The sequence below is a fragment of the Paraburkholderia sp. SOS3 genome (genome assembly GCF_001922345.1).
GTDB lineage: Bacteria > Pseudomonadota > Gammaproteobacteria > Burkholderiales > Burkholderiaceae > Paraburkholderia.
The window spans coordinates 4,410,305-4,424,383 of sequence record NZ_CP018811.1; the positions used below are offsets into that span (position 1 = coordinate 4,410,305).

13 protein-coding genes are annotated in these 14,079 nt (G+C 64.9%); 4 read left to right on the forward strand and 9 right to left on the reverse strand.

Annotated features, from left to right (window positions below):
* Positions 1 to 53: 53 nt before the first annotated feature.
* A complete protein-coding gene (locus BTO02_RS19690; RefSeq protein WP_075158434.1) occupies positions 54 to 566 on the reverse strand; it encodes a winged helix DNA-binding protein in 513 nt (170 codons plus the stop codon).
* A gap of 188 nt (positions 567 to 754) precedes the next feature.
* On the opposite strand from BTO02_RS19690, the gene pxpB reads away from it, so the two are divergent.
* The 4 genes from pxpB (at position 755) to BTO02_RS19710 (ending at position 5,515) form a co-directional block, all read left to right on the forward strand.
* Positions 755 to 1,432: a 5-oxoprolinase subunit PxpB gene (pxpB, locus tag BTO02_RS19695; protein WP_075158435.1), complete on the forward strand. Its 678-nt coding sequence runs from the start codon at positions 755 to 757 to the stop codon at positions 1,430 to 1,432.
* 14 nt (positions 1,433 to 1,446) lie between these two features.
* Complete coding sequence (locus tag BTO02_RS19700; RefSeq protein ID WP_075159026.1) at positions 1,447 to 2,568, forward strand: biotin-dependent carboxyltransferase family protein; 1,122 nt, start codon at positions 1,447 to 1,449, stop codon at positions 2,566 to 2,568.
* A gap of 90 nt (positions 2,569 to 2,658) precedes the next feature.
* A complete protein-coding gene (gene pxpA, locus BTO02_RS19705; RefSeq protein ID WP_075158436.1) occupies positions 2,659 to 3,411 on the forward strand; it encodes a 5-oxoprolinase subunit PxpA in 753 nt (250 codons plus the stop codon).
* Between the two features lie 244 nt (positions 3,412 to 3,655).
* A complete protein-coding gene (locus BTO02_RS19710) occupies positions 3,656 to 5,515 on the forward strand; it encodes a tetratricopeptide repeat protein (protein WP_083615184.1) in 1,860 nt (619 codons plus the stop codon).
* Here the strand turns inward: BTO02_RS19710 and BTO02_RS19715 are convergent, their stop codons facing one another.
* The 8 genes from BTO02_RS19715 to BTO02_RS19750 form a co-directional block, all read right to left on the reverse strand.
* Positions 5,516 to 6,754: a TraB/GumN family protein gene (locus BTO02_RS19715; protein WP_075158437.1), complete on the reverse strand. Its 1,239-nt coding sequence runs from the start codon at positions 6,752 to 6,754 to the stop codon at positions 5,516 to 5,518.
* Entirely contained in the window at positions 6,747 to 7,769 is a 1,023-nt protein-coding gene (locus BTO02_RS19720) for a peptide ABC transporter ATP-binding protein (RefSeq protein WP_075158438.1), read from the reverse strand. Before BTO02_RS19720 ends, BTO02_RS19715 begins: the two co-directional genes overlap by 8 nt.
* The gene (locus BTO02_RS19725; protein ID WP_075158439.1) at positions 7,766 to 8,764 is read right to left on the reverse strand and encodes an ABC transporter ATP-binding protein; all 999 of its coding nucleotides are present in this window, start codon (positions 8,762 to 8,764) and stop codon (positions 7,766 to 7,768) included. The genes BTO02_RS19720 and BTO02_RS19725 overlap by 4 nt, the downstream gene beginning before the upstream one ends.
* Position 8,765: 1 nt before the next feature.
* Positions 8,766 to 9,683: an ABC transporter permease subunit gene (locus BTO02_RS19730; protein ID WP_075158440.1), complete on the reverse strand. Its 918-nt coding sequence runs from the start codon at positions 9,681 to 9,683 to the stop codon at positions 8,766 to 8,768.
* A 7-nt stretch (positions 9,684 to 9,690) separates the two neighbouring features.
* Entirely contained in the window at positions 9,691 to 10,704 is a 1,014-nt protein-coding gene (locus tag BTO02_RS19735; protein ID WP_075158441.1) for an ABC transporter permease subunit, read from the reverse strand.
* Between the two features lie 158 nt (positions 10,705 to 10,862).
* Positions 10,863 to 12,494 (reverse strand): ABC transporter substrate-binding protein, encoded by a 1,632-nt coding sequence (locus BTO02_RS19740; protein WP_075158442.1) that lies wholly within the window; start codon positions 12,492 to 12,494, stop codon positions 10,863 to 10,865.
* Positions 12,495 to 12,785: 291 nt separating this feature from the next.
* Positions 12,786 to 13,616 carry a methylenetetrahydrofolate reductase [NAD(P)H] gene (gene metF, locus BTO02_RS19745; RefSeq protein ID WP_075159027.1) on the reverse strand — a complete coding sequence of 277 codons (831 nt, stop codon included), beginning with the start codon at positions 13,614 to 13,616 and terminating at the stop codon, positions 12,786 to 12,788.
* A 75-nt stretch (positions 13,617 to 13,691) separates the two neighbouring features.
* The gene (locus BTO02_RS19750) at positions 13,692 to 14,045 is read right to left on the reverse strand and encodes a phage holin family protein (RefSeq protein ID WP_075158443.1); all 354 of its coding nucleotides are present in this window, start codon (positions 14,043 to 14,045) and stop codon (positions 13,692 to 13,694) included.
* Positions 14,046 to 14,079 lie beyond the last annotated feature (34 nt).

A 14,079-nucleotide genomic window follows, 5' to 3' on the forward strand; every position in this document is an offset into this window, starting at 1 on the left:
GGCGTCGCGTGCTGCTGAATACTTCCCTGCTCCCAGACCGGTACAGCTTCGCGTTACAGCGAAGCGGCCGCGCGCGCCGCCGTATCGTAGAGGCCGGACGCGTTGCGCATCAGTTGCGCGGCTTCGCCGATCTGCTGGTTCGTAAGACCGCTTTCGCGCAGCGTTGAAATAAGACAGCTTTCACGCACCTCGCGATACCTGACGCAGAGTTCGCGTCCGGCGTCGGTCGCCGAGAAGAACACTTCCTTGCCGCTCTTTTCGCTATGCACATAGCCTCGCGCCACGAGCTTCTTCAGCGCGTAGGTCGCAACGTGCGTGTCTTCGATATTGAGCACGAAGCAGATGTCCGCGAGTTTCTTGCGGCGTTCGCGATGGCTCACATGGTGCAGCAGCGACACCTCGATCGCGGTCATGTCCTTTTCGCCCGCCGCCGACATGCAGCGAACCATCCACCGGTTGAAGGCGTTGCTCGCCATGATCAGCGCGTATTCGAGTTCTGAAAGTTCCGCGCTTTCGTCGGAAACGAGATGTTCCGACGAGACTATCTTGGTGGGATGACGCGCCATGAAGAGGGTCCCGGAATGCGGCAGGAAGGGTCCCAAGTGTACGACGCACGCCTTGGGGTGAAAGCCTGGCGAAAACGCTTATGGAGAAGTTATTGAGAATTTAATGAGAATATACGTTAGCCGATCCCGATGAAAAACGCGTCGGGACTGCAGATTGCGAATTCGCACATCGACCCTCGACGCGACCCATGAGCCCATCGACTCGCCCCACTTCCGGTCCCCCCCGCATCTATGCGTTCGGCGATACGGCACTCGTCTGCGAGTCGCCGCCGCCCGCCACGCTCGACTGTCAGCAACGCGTCTGGGCCGCCGCAGAGGCCGCCCGCACGTGGCCGCACGTGCTCGAAGTCGTGCCCGGCATGAACAACCTGACGCTCGTGTTCGATCCGCTCGCGGCCGATCGCAAGGCCCTCGCCGAACAGTTGCGCGCCGCGTGGGACGCAGCCGGCGATCGGTCGGCGCCCGGTCGCGAAATCGAGATACCGGTTCGATACGGCGGCACGTGCGGACCCGACCTCGACGCGGTCGCCGCGCATACGGGCCTTGGCGCGCAAGAGGTCGTGGAGCGCCACGCGCAAGCCGAATACGTCGTGTTCTTTCTCGGCTTCCAGCCGGGCTTCGCGTATCTCGGCGGACTCGATCAGGCGCTGCACACGCCGCGCCGCGCCGAGCCGCGCGTTGAAGTGCCGGCGGGCTCGGTCGGCATCGGCGGCTCGCAGACCGGTATCTATCCGGCTGCGTCGCCAGGCGGCTGGCAGTTGATCGGCCGCACGACGGTGCCGCTATTCGACCCCGCCCGCACGCCGCCCACTTTGCTGCAACCGGGCGACCGCGTGCGCTTTACGGTCGCGCAGCGACCCGCATGACCGGAACGACGGACATGATCGACGTGATCCGCGCGGGTCGTTTGACCTCGGTACAGGACCTCGGCCGCCACGGCTACCGGCATCTCGGCATCGCGATGGGCGGCGCGCTCGACCGGCTCGCGCTCGAAGTCGGCAACCGGCTCGTCGGCAACCGGCCCGATGCGGCCGGGCTCGAAGTCACGTTCGGCCCGGCCGTGTTGCGCTTTCCGCGTGCGACCCGCGTGGCGATCACGGGTGGCGAGTTCGGCGCGACGCTCGACGGCGTGCCCGTTTATTCGTGGTGGAGCGTGCCCGTGCAGGCGGGCCAGTTGCTTACGCTCAATGCGGCGAAGCGCGGAATGCGCTGCTATGTGTGCGTCGCGGGCGGCATCGATGTGCTGCCGGTGCTCGGTTCGCGCAGCACCGATCTCGGTGCGTGCTTCGGCGGCCTCGGCGGCCGCGCGCTGCGCGACGGCGACAGGCTGCCGATCGGGGTCCCCGCGGGCGCTCCACGAGAAGCAGCGGCCAGCGTAAGGACCGGTGAAACAACGGGTGAAACAACCGGCGCGCCCGCTACGCGTCCGCGTGGCTTGAGCCTCGATGCGCCTGCGTTCGGCGTGAAGCCGCCGACGTGGTGCAAGTTCGTCCTCGTCGACGAGCCGGTGCGGCGCGCCCGTCACGCGTCGGGTGTCGCATCGGAGATGCCGGTCCGCGTGCTGCCCGGGCCCGAATACGACCGCTTCAGCGATGCCGCGCACCGCGCGTTCTGGTCCGACGAATGGCGCGTGACGCCGAACAGCAACCGGATGGGCTATCGGCTTGCCGGCAGCGCGCTTGAGCGCAACGAAACGATCGATCTGCTGTCCCACGCTGTCATGCCGGGCACGATACAGGTGCCGCCGAATGGCCAGCCGATCATCCTGATGAGCGATGCGCAGACCACGGGCGGCTACCCGAAGATCGGCTCGGTGATCTACGCTGATCTGTGGAAGCTCGCGCAGATCCGGCTCAACGGCGCCGTGCGGTTCGTGCCGACGACGCCGCACGAAGCGCGCGTTGCGCTGCTCGAAGAGCGGCAGTATCTGCAGCAGATCGATGCCGCGATCGCGCTGCATGAAGAACGTCGTGCGCGCGAGATGCCGATCGCCAAGCCTTGATGGCAGAGCGGCCGAAGCAACGGCAAACAGCAGGAAGTCACGCGGCGCGGCGCGAGGCCGCATCGCGTGAATGAAGAGTTGAGGAACATCATGGAAATCGATCTGAACGCCGATCTCGGCGAAGGCTGCGGCTCCGACGAAGCACTGCTCGATCTCGTCAGCTCGGCAAATATCGCGTGCGGCTGGCATGCGGGCGGCGCCAATGCGATGCGCGATTGCGTGCGCTGGGCCGTGCAGAAGGGCGTGTCGATCGGTGCGCATCCGAGCTTCAACGATCCGGAAAATTTCGGCCGCAAGGAGATGGACCTGCCGACCGGCGACATCTACGCGGGCGTGCTGTATCAGCTCGGCGCGCTGTCCGCGATCGCGCAGGCCGAAGGCGGCCGCATCGCGCATGTGAAACCGCATGGCGCGCTCTATAACCAGGCGGCGCGCGACCCGCGCATCGCCGACGCGATCGCGTGCGCCGTGCACGATTTCGATCCGTCGGTCGCCGTATTCGGGCTCGCGAATAGCGGCCTCGTCACGGCCGCGCGCGAGGCGGGGCTCGTCGCGATCGAGGAAGTGTTCGCCGACCGCGGCTATCGTTCCGACGGCTCGCTCGTGCCGCGCAAGGAACCGGGCGCGCTGCTCGACGACGAAGACGCCGTGCTCGAACGCACGCTGACGATGGTGCGCGAGCGGCGCGTGCAGGCGATCGACGGCCGGTGGGTGCCGATCAACGCGCAGACGATCTGCCTGCACGGCGACGGACCGCATGCGCTTGCGTTCGCGCGGCGCATTCGCGGCGCGCTCGAAGGCGCCGGAATCGGCGTGCATGCGGCGGTGGGCGCGCGAGCCTGAAGGCGCGCCTGTTGCGTTCTGGGCGCGCTTTCCTGTCGTATCCCTATCGTATCCACGTCGCGTTTCTTCGCGTTTTCGAGATAAGCGATCACGCCGCGCAAGCCGCAAAACAGGCGTCTCGCCGCTATTTAGGATACGTCTGATGCAACTTGGCGGGCCTCGGACCTAAGCTTGTGGGCATCCGAAATCCACAGCCCGGCGCGTGCACGCTGCAACGCGCGCCGGCTTTTCGCCGAGATCCGCGATGTCCAATTCCGCCACGCCTGTTCGTGCCGACGGCACGTCTGCTTCGTCTGCTTCTTCGTCGGGTCAGCCCGATCGGGTCGGCCGACCCGCTGCTCAACCCGCTGCTCAACCGTACCCCACTGCTCTCGCATTCGCGCTCGAGGCCCATCGCGCAGGCCGTTTCGACGAAGCGCAAGCGCTCTATCGCGAAACGCTCGCAAGCATACCTGAACATTCCGAAGCGCTGCATTACTACGGCGTGCTGCAACACCAGCTTGGCGAACATTCGGCCGCGGCCACGCTGCTCGATCGCGCGTTGGCGCTCGACGCGTCGAATGCCGAATGCTGGAGCAATCGCGGACTCGTCGCGGCGGCGTGCGGCCAGCATGCGTTCTCGCTGCAGTGCTATCGCAACGCGCTGCTACTGAAGCCGGACTTCGCCGACGCGCATAACAACCTCGCGGTCGCGTTGCAGGCGCAAGGCGCGCTCGAAGAAGCCGTCGCGCACTATCGCCACGCGCTCGCCATCGACGCGACACTGGTCGACGTCCACGTGAATCTTGGCTCGTCGTTGAACAAGCTCGGCCGTCATGACGACGCCTACGCGCAATATCGGATCGCGCTGTCGCTCGATCCGCATTCGGCGCAGGCCCACTTCAACGCGGGCAACGCGCAGCAGGCGCGCGGCGAATTCGCCGCGGCCGCCGCTCACTTCCGGCATGCAATCGCTGCGGATCCGGCCTTCGCCGGCGCACATGTGAATCTCGGCACCGCGCTCGGCAAGCTCGGCGAGTACCGCGAAGCGGAACAGCACTACCGGCAGGGCGTCGCGCTGAACGGCAACGCGACGAACCTCGTCTGTCTCGGCGCCTCGCTCGGCGCCCAGGGCCGCCACGACGAAGAGGAGCAGTTCTATCGCGCGGCGCTCGCGCTCGAACCCGAGCAGCCCGACGCGCATCAGAATCTCGCCTGGCTCTATCTGAAGCGCGGCGACTACGCCCACGGCTGGGCCGAATACGCACGACGCTGGCGCGCAAGCGACTATGAAGCGATCGCCGTCGAAGGCATTCCCGAATGGCACGGCGAGCCGATCGGCGGCAAACGCATTCTGCTCGTGCGCGAGCAGGGTTTCGGCGACCAGTTCCAGTTCTTGCGTTACGCACGCGTGCTCGCGGAACGCGGCGCGATCGTCGACGTCTGCGTGCGCGCGCCGTTGCTCGCCATCGCGCAACGCGTGCCCGGCGTGCGCCGCGCGTGGACCGGCACGCCGGGCGGCGACTACGACTTCTGGATCTCGCTGATGAGCGTGCCGTCGGTCGTCGGCACCGAAGTGCACAGCATCCCGGCCGCAGTGCCGTACCTGTTTGCCGATGCCGCGAAAATCGCGCACTGGCGCGAGCGTCTGCATGAAGCCGTCGGGGCGCAACCGAAAGTCGGCCTTGTCTGGGCGGGCAGTCCGACCTTCGGCAACGACCGTTATCGTTCGATGCCGCTTGCGGCGCTCGCACCGCTGATCGAACTGACCGGCGTGGCGTGGCTCAACCTGCAAAAAGGCGCGGCGCACGCGCAACTGGCCGCGCTGCCCGAAGCGATCCGCCCGCTCGACTTCACGGCGGAGCTGACTGACTTCTCGGACACCGCCGCACTGATCGCCAACCTCGATCTCGTGATTACCGTCGATACCGCCGTCGCGCATCTGACCGGCGCGCTGGGCAAGCCGCTGTGGGTCATGCTGCCCGCCAACTCGGACTGGCGCTGGCTCGAGCACCGCAGCGACTCGCCGTGGTATCCGACTGCGCGGCTGTTCCGGCAAACGACGCTCGGCGACTGGGCGCCGGTGGTGGAAAGCATGCGCGACGCGCTGGTGCGCGGCGAATAATCAGCTCGGCTCGACCACGAAGCCGCGCTGCCGCAACAACTGCAGCACGCCATTGCGGCCGCCGAGGTGCAGCGCGCCGATGGCGACGAACACGGGCTTGTTCGGCGCCGAGATCGCGATCATCCGCGTGACGAAGCGGCGATTGCGTTCATAAAGAATCTTGTTGTCGATCGAGGCCGACACGCGCTTGTTGCGCGCGAGCTTCTCCGACTTGGCGGCTTCCCATGCGGCGAGCGCGTCGGCATCGCCGACGCGCCACAGACGATGCAGCGCCTTGACGTCGTTCACGTTTTCCGCCGGCGTCTGCACGAGATCCTGCGCGAGCATTTCGCGCTGCTGTGCAAGATTGAGGCTCGTAAAGGCGCGCATCTGCTCGGCCAGCGTCTCGAGCCCGACGATCCGGCCGCGTTGCCGCAGGTAGACGTTCTGCAACTGGGCCTCGGTGCCGTACTCGGTCTGCAGCCCGGCGCTCAGCGAATCGTAGGTCTCGACGAGCAGCGAAGCGAGCCACGGCCGCATCTTGCGGATTTCGTCGAGCGCCGCCGGGTTGTCGCGCAAGCGCATTTCGAGCTTGCGCCACAGCGCATCGGGCAACAGCTTCGGCAGGCATGGATACCGGCAGATGCCGTACTTCGACACATCGTCCTGTGAAACGAGCAGATCGTCGGGAGACAGTTCGAGCGCAAGCGTCGGCGAGGCGGCGAGCGCCGCGAGAATCGGCCGCCGGAACGGCTGGCCGGGCGGATAGTCGACCGGATCGCCGACGTGCAACGTGCCGAGAATATAGATGGTCGTCGCGCCGCGCGTCGCGACATAGAACGGCATGCGGGCCGGCTCCGGGCGAACCGGGCCGCCCGTGGTCGTGCCCGAAGAAGCCGGCGCCGGCGGCGGCGCACTGGTAGCCGGCGCAGCGGCGCGCGGCGGTGCGGCCGGCGGATGCGGCAGCGGCAAGGTCGGCCGCGCCGTCCCCTGCGCGCTCGTGTGCGCCGGCGCCTCGCCGGCCGCATACGCCGACGCGACCGGCGCCCACGCCGCGAGCCACGGCGGCATCGGCGCGGACCCGGCCAACGCGGCCAACGCGGCGGCCGCCAGCATCAGACCGCGACACAGCGCGATGAACATGGGCCGCGCGCTGCGCAGCCAACGCAAGCCATGCAACCCGCGCAACAGGCGCATCCGGTGCCCCACGCCATCGACGCAGCGGCGCACCGCGCAGCGCGCCGCCGCCGTTTCAGGCATCCGCGTCCCCCACCTCCTCGGCGCGGTGACACGAAACCTGACGGCCATCCACTTCACGCAGCTTCGGTTCCTCCTGACGGCACCGGTCGATCGCATACGGGCAACGCTGATGGAAAGTACATCCCGACGGCGGATTCAGCGGCGACGGCATTTCGCCTTGCAGCCGGATCCGGATCCGCCGGTCCGCTTCGAAGATCGACGGCGTCGCAGACATCAGCGCCCGCGTGTACGGATGACGCGGCCTTTCGAAGATCGTCCTATTGTCGCCGAGTTCGGCGATGCCGCCGAAATACATCACCATCACGTCGTCGGCGATGTGCTCAACCACGGCCAGATTGTGCGAGATGAAGACGTAGCTGGTCTTAAACTCATCTTGCAGATCCATAAACAAATTAAGAATCTGCGCCTGGATCGAGACGTCGAGTGCGGACACCGGTTCGTCGGCGACGACGATCTGCGGATCGAGAATCATCGCCCGCGCAATCGCGACCCGCTGACGCTGCCCGCCCGAGAACATATGAGGGTAGCGCTTCGCGTGTTCGGGCCGCAGCCCGACGATGCGCATCATGTGCGCGATGCGTTCGGCACGCTCGCTCGCGGTCAGCGGCGTGTTGATCGCGAGCGGCTCGCCAAGCGTCTGCTCGACGGTCTTGCGCGGGTTCAGCGACGCAAACGGATTCTGGAACACCATCTGCACGCGCCGGCGCAGCGCCGCGATCTTCGCGTGACCGGCGCCGGCCACATCTTCGCCGTCGATCAGCAGGCGCCCCGCAGTCGGCGATTCGATCATCGTCAACTGGCGCGCGAGCGTCGATTTGCCGCAGCCGGATTCGCCGACGACTGCAAGCGTGCGCCCGCGCATCAGCGAAAACGACACGCCGTTCAACGCCTTCACCGTGCCGTGGCCGAACATGCCGCGCTTCACGTCGTAGTGCTTCGCCAGCTGCTCGGCGACGAGCACGTGGTCGCCGCCGGCCGCGGCGCCCGGCTGGCGCGTTTCAGGGACTGCGTTCATCGTGCGCCTCCCGGTCGAATCGCATCGGTGGCCAGGTTCAGCGGCTTGATGCAGCGCACGCGAACCGTATCGTCGTGATTGGGCAAGCCGCCGAGCGGCGGCCGCGCTTTCCTGCAATCGTCGACGACGTACTTGCAGCGCGGCGCGAAGAGGCAGCCCTTCGGCCGGTCGTCGCGGCCCGGCACGAGACCCGGCAGCGCCGCCAGCCGCACTGCGCCGACGTTATGCTCGGGAATCGCCGCCAGCAGCGCTTCGGTGTACGGATGATGAGGCGCCGCGAAGATATCGGGCACGCGGTTCGTCTCGATGATCTCGCCCGCGTACATCACGGCCACGCGTTGCGCGACTTCCGAGACCACGGCCAGATCGTGCGAAATCAGCACGAGCGCCATGCCGCGCTCTTTCTGCAACTGCACGAGCAGTTGCATGATCTGCGCCTGGATCGTCACGTCGAGCGCGGTGGTCGGTTCGTCGGCGATCAGCAGTTTCGGATTGCACGCGACGGCCATCGCGATCATCACGCGCTGGTTCATGCCGCCCGACATCTGATGCGGAAACGAACCGATGCGGTTCTTCGCATCGGGAATGCCGACCTGATCGAGCAGTTCGAGCGCGCGGCGGTTCAGTGCGTCGCCGCGCAGCCCTTCGTGCAGCTTCAGCACTTCCTTGATCTGGTAGCCGACCGTGTAGCTCGGGTTCAGGCTCGTCAGCGCGTCCTGAAACACCATCGCGATGTCTTTGCCGATAATTTTGCGGCGTTCTTTCGGCGCGGCGGTCAGCAGGTTCTTGCCGTCGAAGCTGATTTCGTCGGCCGTCACCTTGCCCGGCGCGTCGATCAGGCCCATCAGCGCCATCATCGTCACGCTCTTGCCCGAGCCCGATTCTCCGACCACGCCGACCACTTCCCCGGGCGCGACATTGAGATTGACGCGGTCGACCGCGGCGAGGCCGCCGAAGTCGACGGCGAGATTGCGGATGGTCAATAAATCGCTCATGTCAGGCCATCCGCTTCAGTTTGGGATCGAGCGCGTCGCGCAGCCCGTCGCCGAGCAGGTTGATTGCGAGCACCGAGATCAGAATCGAAAGACCGGGCATCGTGACGATCCACCATGCGCTGTCGATATAGTCGCGCGCGGAGGCGAGCATCGCGCCCCACTCGGCCGACGGCGGCTGCACGCCGAGACCGAGGAAGCCAAGCGCGGCCGCATCGAGAATCGCCGACGAAAAGCCGAGCGTGGCCTGCACGATCAGCGGCGCGGTGCAGTTCGGCAGCACTTGCGAGAACATGAGCCGCATGGTGCCGGCGCCTGCGACGCGCGACGCCATCACATATTCCTTGTGCAGTTCGCCGAGCGCCGAGGCGCGCGTCAAACGCACGTAGCCCGGCAGCGCGACGATCGCGATCGCGAACATCGTGTTGAACAGGCCCGGGCCGATGATCGCGACCACGGCAACTGCAAGCAGCAGCGATGGCAACGCGAGCAGCACGTCCATCACGCGCATGATCGGCGTGTCGGCCCACCTGTCGAAGAATGCGGCGACCAGGCCGAGCACGATGCCGGGAATCAGCGCGAGCACGACCGACACGCAACCGATCCAGAACGACAGCCGCGCGCCGTACATGAGCCGCGAAAGAATGTCGCGGCCCGCTTCGTCGGTGCCGAGAATGAACTTCCAGTTGCCGCCGTCGAGCCACGCGGGCGGAATCTTCACAAAATCGCGGTATTGCTCGATCGGACTATGCGGCGCGATCAGCGGCGCGAAAATCGCGATGAACACCATCACGAGCACGACGATGCCGGCGCCGACCGCGCCGCGATTGCGCGAGAAGTTGGCCCAGAATTCGCGGGCGGCGAGCGCGCGGCCGCTCGGCGGCGTCACCGCCTGCGGGACTGCATTTTGAAGGTCTGCCATCTTGCTTTTACCTCGTATGGCGAATGCGCGGATTCAACACGCCGTACAGCAGATCGACGACGAGGTTCACCACGATAACGAGCGTGGCGATCATCAGAATCCCGCCCTGCACGACCGGATAGTCGCGCCGGCTGATCGCATCGATCAGCCACTTGCCGATGCCGGGCCACGAGAACAGCGTTTCGGTCAGCACCGCGCCGGCGAGCAGCGTGCCGACCTGCAGACCGATCACGGTGACGACCGGAATCAGCGCGTTACGCAATGCGTGCACGACGATCACGCGCACCGGCGATAAGCCCTTCGCGCGCGCGGTACGAATATAGTCTTCGCGCAGCACTTCGAGCATCGACGAGCGCGTCATGCGCGCGACCACCGCAAGCGGAATCGTGCCGAGCACGATCGCGGGCAGAATCAGATGGCTGAGCGCGGAGCGGAACGAGCCCTCGTCGGTGCCCGGCAGCAGCGAGTCGATCAGCAGGAAACCTGTTACGTGCGGAATGTCGTATTCGACTGCGATGCGGCCCGACACCGGCGTCCAGCCGAGCTTCGACGAAAACACCATGATGAGGATCAAGCCCCACCAGAAAATCGGCATCGAGTAACCGGCCAGCGCGGTGCCCATCACGCCATGATCGACGGCGGTGCCGCGCTTGAGCGCGGCGAACACGCCGGCCGGCAAACCGACCACGAGCGCGAACAGCATCGCGCAGATCGACAGTTCGACCGTCGCTGGAAAGCGCGCCAGAAACTCGTCCATCACGCTCGTGTTCGTGATGATCGACGTACCGAGATTGCCGGACAGCGCGCGTCCGACGTAGTGCAGATATTGAAGCGGCAACGGCTCGTCGAGACCGAGCCGGTGAAGCGCCGCCGCATGCAGTGCCGGGTCGACGCCGCGCTCGCCCATCATCACTTCGATCGGGTCGCCTGGAATCAGGTGGATAAGCGCGAACGCAAGGATCGTAATTCCGATGAAAGTCGGTATCACCATCCCGATGCGGCGCAAAACGAATCGGAACATGGATCGTCCCTATGGTATGGATGGGGAAAAATGCAACCGGCGACAAGGGCTCGTGACCCCGTCGCCGGACAGTTTCGACCAGTCTTCTTAACCGTGCGAAAAACTTACCGCGGGGCGTGATGCATATCGCCCGCCGCCGCGTGCCACGACGTGCCGCCTTACTGCATGCCGACGCCGTCGAAACGCAGGTAACCGAGCGATTCGATGCGCATGTCGGTGACCTTCTTGCTCATCGGCTGATAGACAGTCGAGTGTGCGATCGGCGAGAACGGCAGTTGTTCCGCAAAGATCTGCTGCGCCTGCACATAAAACTTCGTGCGCGCGTCCTGACCGTTGGTTTCGCGGCCCTTCTTCACGAGGTCGTCGAAGGGCTTGTAACACCACTTCGAGAAGTTATTGCCATTCACCGCGTCGCAGCCGAGCAGCGTGCCGAGCCAGTTGTCCGGATCGCCGTTGTCGCCGGTCCAGCCGATCAGCATCGTATCGTCTTCGCCCGCGTGCGCGCGCTTGATGTACTCGCCCCACTCGTACGTGACGATCTTCGCCTTCACGCCGATCTTCGCCCAGTCGGCCTGAATCATTTCGGCCATCAGCTTGCCGTTCGGGTTGTACGGACGCTGCACCGGCATGGCCCACAGCGTGATCTCGAAGCCGTTCGGGAAACCGGCCTTCGCGAGCAGCGCCTTCGCCTTGTCCGGATCGTACGAAGCAGCCTTCAGCGATTTGTCGTACGACCATTGCGTCGGCGGCATCGGGTTCGTCGCGAGCTGGCCCGCGCCCTGATACACGGAATCGACGATCGCTTTCTTGTTGATCGCCATGTCGAGCGCTTCGCGCACTTCGAGCTTGTCGAGCGGCTTGTGCGTGACGTTATACGCAAGGTAGCCGAGGTTGAAGCCCGCTTGCGACGGCATCGCGATGTTGTTGTCGGCCTTCAGCGGCGCGATATCGGCAGGACGCGGGTAGCTCATCACCTGGCATTCGCCGGCCTTCAGTTTCTGCACGCGCACGCCCGCATCGGGCGTGATCGAGAAGATCAGCTTCGAGACCTTGACCGTGTTCGGCTTCCAGTAATCAGGATTGCCGTCGAAGCGGATCGTCGCGTCCTTCGTGTAGCTCTTGAAGATGAACGGACCCGTGCCGACCGGCTTCTGGTTGATGTCGGCGGCCTTGCCTTCCTTCAACAGCTGGTCCGCGTATTCGGCCGACAGGATCGACGCGTATTCCATCGCGAGATTCTGGATGAACGGCGCGTTCACTTCGGCGAGCGTGAATTTCACCGTGTATGGGTCGACCTTTTCGACCTTCGTGATCAGCTTGTCGAGGCCCATGTCGCTGAAGTACGGGAACTGCACCGGGTAGGCCTTGCGGAACGGCTGATTCGGATCGAGCATGCGCTCGAACGTGAAGATCACGTCGTCCGCGTTGAACTCGCGCGTCGGCTTGAAAAACGAAGTGGTCTGGAATTTGACGCCGTGACGCAGATGGAACGTATACGTTTTGCCGTCCGGCGACACGTCCCACTTTTCGGCGAGGCCCGGTTCGACCTTCGTGCCGCCGCGTTCGAATTCGACAAGACGGTTATAAACCGTGAACGTATTCGCGGTGAAGTCCACGCCCGTCGTGTATTGCGCTGGATCGAAACCCGCGGGGCTGCCTTCTGAGCAGTAGACGAGGGTTTTATTCGGGATGTCGGCGGCATTCGCCAGTTGCGTGCCCGCCATCGTCACCGCTGCGGCCGCGCTCAGCATCGTGAGCCGGAGCGCGCGCAACAGTCTGTTTTGGTTCATGTTTCCTCCAGATTTGTAACCGGTCAAAACCAGCGTAGCGCGATATTACTGAGCTTTACCGGCCCTCACAAGCGGACAAAATCCGGTGGCGCAAACGTTCAAACATGTATATGGGAATCGGGCGCGGGCGCCCTCGATTGGCCTGATCAACCGCTTTGTGCCGCAAAACGTCTTGCGCAAGATCGCGCAAGACGTTTCGATCGCAGTATGAGCTATGCGCGGCGGGTTATAACCGGCGTGCAGGTCGTGACCGTGCGTCCCGACCGTGTGCGTGCGGGCCGTGTGTCCGGCCTACAGACCGAGCCGCTCGCAGATCGTTCTGGTCGACGCAGCGGCGTTGAGCGTATAGAAATGCAGGCCCGGCACACCCGCATCGACGAGCCGCTGGCACAGCCCGGTCACCACATCGAGTCCGAACGCGCGAATCGCGTCGCGGTCGTCGCCGAAACTCTCGAGCCGCCGCGCGATCCAGCGCGGCACTTCGGCGCCGCACATTTCGGAAAAGCGCATCAGCTGCGAGTAGTTCGTGATCGGCATGATGCCAGGCACGATCGGCACATCGACACCGAGCTTGCGCGCATCGTCGACGAACTGGAAGTACGCGTCCGCATTGAAGAAGTACTGCGTGATCGCGGAGTTCGCGCCGGCCTTCACCTTGCGCGCGAAATTCTCGAGATCGTGCCGCGGCGTGCGCGACTGCGGATGGTATTCCGGATACGCGGCGACTTCGATATGAAACCAGTCGCCGGACTCGGCGCGGATAAAGCTGACGAGTTCCGACGCATAGCGCAGTTCGCCGACCGCGCCCATGCCCGACGGCAGATCGCCGCGCAACGCGACGATATGGCGAATGCCATGCGAGCGGTACTCGCCGAGAATGCGCCGCAGGTCGTCTTTCGACGAGCCGATGCACGACAGATGCGGCGCCGCTTCGAGGCCGCCCTTCGACATGTCGAGGACGGTATCGAGCGTGCCTTGCTGCGTCGAGCCGCCCGCGCCGAATGTGACCGACACAAACTTCGGCTTGAGCGCAAGCAGCTGCTCGCGTGTCGCGCGCAGCTTCTCGACGCCTTCCGGCGTTTTAGGCGGGAAGAATTCGAATGAAAGTTCGATAGGGTTCATGGTCCGGATCAGAATCCGATAGGCCATCGCAGAATGCCCGCCGCGCGCCGCAAATTGCGCCTCGCGTGGCGACAGCTAGCCGAAACTGCGATTGCCGAAAATAAGCGCGGACAGCAGCCACGAAACGATGCTGTACAGAATCGAGCCGAAGAACGCCGACCAGAAACCCGACACTTCGAAGCCCTTCAGCAGCGACGCGCACAGCCAGAAACACAGTGCGTTGACGACGAGAATGAAGAGTCCGAGCGTGAGTATCGTGACCGGCAACGTCAGCAGGATCAGCACGGGCCGCAACACCGTGTTGATGAGCCCGAGCACGAGCGCGACGATCAGCGCCGTACCGAAGCTGCGGATGTGGATCGACGGCACGAGGTACGTGATGATCAACAATGCGAGCGCATTGATCAGCCAGGTCAACAGCACGGTCATCGAAGGCTCCTTATGTTCACATTGTGCTCACGGT

Coding starts and splice junctions, on each gene's coding strand:
- BTO02_RS19740 (WP_075158442.1), bottom strand. CDS start 12,494: ATGAACCAAAACAGACTGTTGCGCGCGCTCCGGCTCACGATGCTGAGC.
- pxpB (WP_075158435.1), top strand. CDS start 755: ATGAGCCCATCGACTCGCCCCACTTCCGGTCCCCCCCGCATCTATGCG.
- BTO02_RS19735 (WP_075158441.1), bottom strand. CDS start 10,704: ATGTTCCGATTCGTTTTGCGCCGCATCGGGATGGTGATACCGACTTTC.
- pxpA (WP_075158436.1), top strand. CDS start 2,659: ATGGAAATCGATCTGAACGCCGATCTCGGCGAAGGCTGCGGCTCCGAC.
- BTO02_RS19720 (WP_075158438.1), bottom strand. CDS start 7,769: ATGAACGCAGTCCCTGAAACGCGCCAGCCGGGCGCCGCGGCCGGCGGC.
- BTO02_RS19750 (WP_075158443.1), bottom strand. CDS start 14,045: ATGACCGTGCTGTTGACCTGGCTGATCAATGCGCTCGCATTGTTGATC.
- BTO02_RS19730 (WP_075158440.1), bottom strand. CDS start 9,683: ATGGCAGACCTTCAAAATGCAGTCCCGCAGGCGGTGACGCCGCCGAGC.
- BTO02_RS19715 (WP_075158437.1), bottom strand. CDS start 6,754: ATGCCTGAAACGGCGGCGGCGCGCTGCGCGGTGCGCCGCTGCGTCGAT.
- BTO02_RS19690 (WP_075158434.1), bottom strand. CDS start 566: ATGGCGCGTCATCCCACCAAGATAGTCTCGTCGGAACATCTCGTTTCC.
- metF (WP_075159027.1), bottom strand. CDS start 13,616: ATGAACCCTATCGAACTTTCATTCGAATTCTTCCCGCCTAAAACGCCG.
- BTO02_RS19725 (WP_075158439.1), bottom strand. CDS start 8,764: ATGAGCGATTTATTGACCATCCGCAATCTCGCCGTCGACTTCGGCGGC.
- BTO02_RS19700 (WP_075159026.1), top strand. CDS start 1,447: ATGATCGACGTGATCCGCGCGGGTCGTTTGACCTCGGTACAGGACCTC.
- BTO02_RS19710 (WP_083615184.1), top strand. CDS start 3,656: ATGTCCAATTCCGCCACGCCTGTTCGTGCCGACGGCACGTCTGCTTCG.